3 protein-coding genes and 1 pseudogene are annotated in these 2978 nt (G+C 56.4%); 3 read left to right on the forward strand and 1 reads right to left on the reverse strand.

The window, feature by feature from the left end; genetic code table 11:
• Positions 1-179: pseudogene (locus tag CDI09_RS17210) on the forward strand (IS5/IS1182 family transposase); the annotation flags it as partial.
• Between the two features lie 77 nt (positions 180-256).
• Here CDI09_RS17210 and CDI09_RS17215 read toward each other — a convergent pair.
• The gene (locus CDI09_RS17215) at positions 257-1627 is read right to left on the reverse strand and encodes a hypothetical protein (RefSeq protein ID WP_078526252.1); all 1371 of its coding nucleotides are present in this window, start codon (positions 1625-1627) and stop codon (positions 257-259) included.
• Positions 1628-2223: 596 nt separating this feature from the next.
• Between CDI09_RS17215 and CDI09_RS17225 the strand changes: the two genes are divergently transcribed.
• Both CDI09_RS17225 and CDI09_RS19055 read left to right on the forward strand, forming a co-directional pair.
• Positions 2224-2466 carry a type II toxin-antitoxin system ParD family antitoxin gene (locus CDI09_RS17225; RefSeq protein ID WP_078526250.1) on the forward strand — a complete coding sequence of 81 codons (243 nt, stop codon included), beginning with the start codon at positions 2224-2226 and terminating at the stop codon, positions 2464-2466.
• Positions 2466-2765 (forward strand): type II toxin-antitoxin system RelE/ParE family toxin, encoded by a 300-nt coding sequence (locus CDI09_RS19055; RefSeq protein ID WP_078526248.1) that lies wholly within the window; start codon positions 2466-2468, stop codon positions 2763-2765. Before CDI09_RS17225 ends, CDI09_RS19055 begins: the two co-directional genes overlap by 1 nt.
• Positions 2766-2978 lie beyond the last annotated feature (213 nt).

Below are 2978 nucleotides of genomic sequence, written 5' to 3' on the forward strand. Positions count from 1 at the left end.
CTGGAGGAAAAAGGGATCAGGCCCTGCATTCCGGGAAGAAGATCCCGCGGAAAACCAGTCAAATACGACAAGCGAAAATACAAAAGACGCAACCGCATCTCGCAACACGCTATGACAGATGCCCGAACGTCTTCTTCTCAGCCATCTGCCTCGCTGCAACCGTCATCTTCTGGCTATGAGTCCTGAGCCTAGCGAAGTTCGGCTTTCGGGAAACTGCCATAACGTCTTGAATGACTGGGATGTAGGCGAAAGCGGCCTATTTCCGAAGCATGGTGATTCCGAGTTCATGCCACATCCACCCGAAATCGTAGGCAACACCCGCACCGTCATTTTTCCGGGCGCGGGCTGTGGTGTTTTCGATATCCTTCAGCCAGGCGACCACCTTTTTACGTCCTGAAGCTGTCCGGGCAGCCTCACGCGGCGTCACATTCCCCAAGGCCGGCACCGGCTCATCAAGCACCTGCCGGTAATGACGCTCCAGCATCTGTCCGATGATCCGCGCTTCCTCTTCAGGCGGGATCTGCAGGTCTGGCGATGCAGTCCGTCCACCGTGCTCCCGCTCATCCATCGCCTGCACCGGTGTCATGATCTGCGTCAGGGGAGCGCCCACGAGCGTGCCCAGAACGGCCTGCAGCATGGCACGCCCACGTTCGGCCCGTTCCCCTGAGTTCACCTGCAACCGCAACTGCCGCCCCTTGAGTTCCACTGTGCCGAGCACGATCGCACCATCGTCCATCTCGGTGCGCAGGAACCGCCCGTTTTCATCCCGTCCGGACAACGACACAGGATCACTCTCCGACTCCTTCAGCCAGTTCCAGAACGACCGGCTCTCCGGATGCAGGGCCACCACGCCCTCAAGCGCATCCACCACCTTTTTCTGCGTCACGCCCTTCACCAGCGGGAAACAGACTTCATGGAAGACCAGATCCTCCCCGTCGCCATTGAACAGCGCCGGACCCTCCATCTGCCGGGCCATGTCTTCCAGCGTCCGGAACAGCCAGGTGAGCGTGAACATCGGCGCAAGTTCCCGCAGGGTCTCCGTATCGACTTTCGGAAATTCCGCCTTGCTGCGTCTTTTCCGCAGCGCCCTGTAAAGGTTTGCGGCCAGATCCTCACAGGCGCCCCGTGAACAGGCGAGCAGACCGCCAGCCAGAACGGTCTTTCCATCTGACGGCACAAGGCGCGCTGCAATCCGGTCCCACTGTCTGAGCGTCCGGGTGGCGGTGCCTTCATGCACGAGAACAGGCTCGCCACCCCGCAGCAGGTCACGCGCCATGCAGCTCTGGCCGGGTCTGATGTCCGAGACTTCATACAGGCTCATGACCGAAGCCCTGAGCGCACGCATATAGGCGCTGTTGCGCAGCCCTTCCTTCCGGCCCCGGCGTTTCAGATAGACGTCAACGATGTTCCGACCATCGTCCCGGTCCTGCCCGAGAAAATCCTCGAAGGCACAGCCCCACAGCGTCATGGCGACGTCGGGGCCGATCATCTCCGCCAGATCCTCGAACGTGATGTCGCCCGCTTCCAGCGCCGGCCCGATGTGATCGCCGAGCACTTCCGCGAAACGGTCCTGCCAGTCATCCTGACCGAGATATCTGATCAGTCCCGTGAGTTCGTCTGCGGCCATGAGGCTTTCCTGCTACTCCAGTTATGGACAGCAAGACTGTCCTGACTCGACAAGGCAGGATCATACCCTGAAACAGGCGACGGGATGCCCTCTCCCACCTTCACGCATTTGTGACATTCGACAAAATTGCGCCGGATTACCTTTTCGTCTGTTTCCTATGTGTTTCCTGCGGAGTGATTTGGGCACAAAAAAAGCCACCCGATTGGGTGGCTTTTCTTTAGTCTTTTCAGACATTTATGCTTGGTTGCGGGGATAGGATTTGAACCTATGACCTTCAGGTTATGAGCCTTTAGTCCCAATCTACGACCCGATTGTCAGATTTATGCCAGAGCCACCAATTTTACGCCGCCACAATCACTTTTTGAAGATAACTTTTCGTTCGAACGTATCGCGCCTACGCTGCTCCACCCTCGCTCACGCGGAAATACACTTCCCAGTTGCATCCTATACACATCCTTATTTTTTCCTGTGGCCCCTCGCTTCTCCATCTTTTCGTGTCGTTCCATCACGAACTGATGCGCCGATACCTTGCCTGATTCGTGCGCTAGCATTGTACCAATTATTGGTATATTATTTTGTGTAAGGAGGAGGGCTCCATGGCGCGCAACACATCAATTTCACTCGGCGACCATTTCGCGGATTTCGTAGACCAGCAGGTGCAAGGTGGACGCTACGGCTCGGCGAGCGACGTCATACGCGCTGGCCTGCGGATTCTTGAAGAGCGGGAGACACGACTTGAAACTCTTCGCTCCGCCCTGATCGACGGCGAGCAGTCCGGTGCAGCCGAGCCGTTCGATATAGAAGATTTCCTCACCACGAAGGCTAAACAGTTCCGGTAATGCGTTTTCTTTTAAGGCCAGCGGCCCAAGCCGATCTGTCAGCAATCTGGGATTATTCAGCACAACAATGGGGAACCACTCAGGCCGACGACTATGTTCGAGCTATTGGGCGAGTCTGTCACGATCTCGCGGACGGAACACGACATGGACGGACTGCCGACGATATTCGGGAAGGGTATCTCAAGATGCTCGTCGGCTCTCATCTGTTGTTTTTTCGAGTTAACGAGGATGGCTTTATCGACGTAATCCGTATCCTGCACGAGCGTATGGACCCCAGACGCTATATGACAGATGTGTAGCCTCGGTTGAATCTGAATGCACGTGAACCAACTCTATCGTCGAGCGCTGCATGTGTTATATCGTGTCGCATGCAACTGCACAAATAAACCCATTCCAATCAGGCTCGTTCGTTGACTAGGGCCTGTTAGGTCTTGATATAGTCTGCTGTAGCAGCGATGAGGATGACGGAGAGGAAGGATGCGGCGGTTTTCTCATATCGGGTCGCGACAGCC

The organism is Komagataeibacter nataicola (assembly GCF_003207795.1).
In the GTDB taxonomy this organism is placed as follows: Bacteria; Pseudomonadota; Alphaproteobacteria; order Acetobacterales; family Acetobacteraceae; genus Komagataeibacter; species Komagataeibacter nataicola.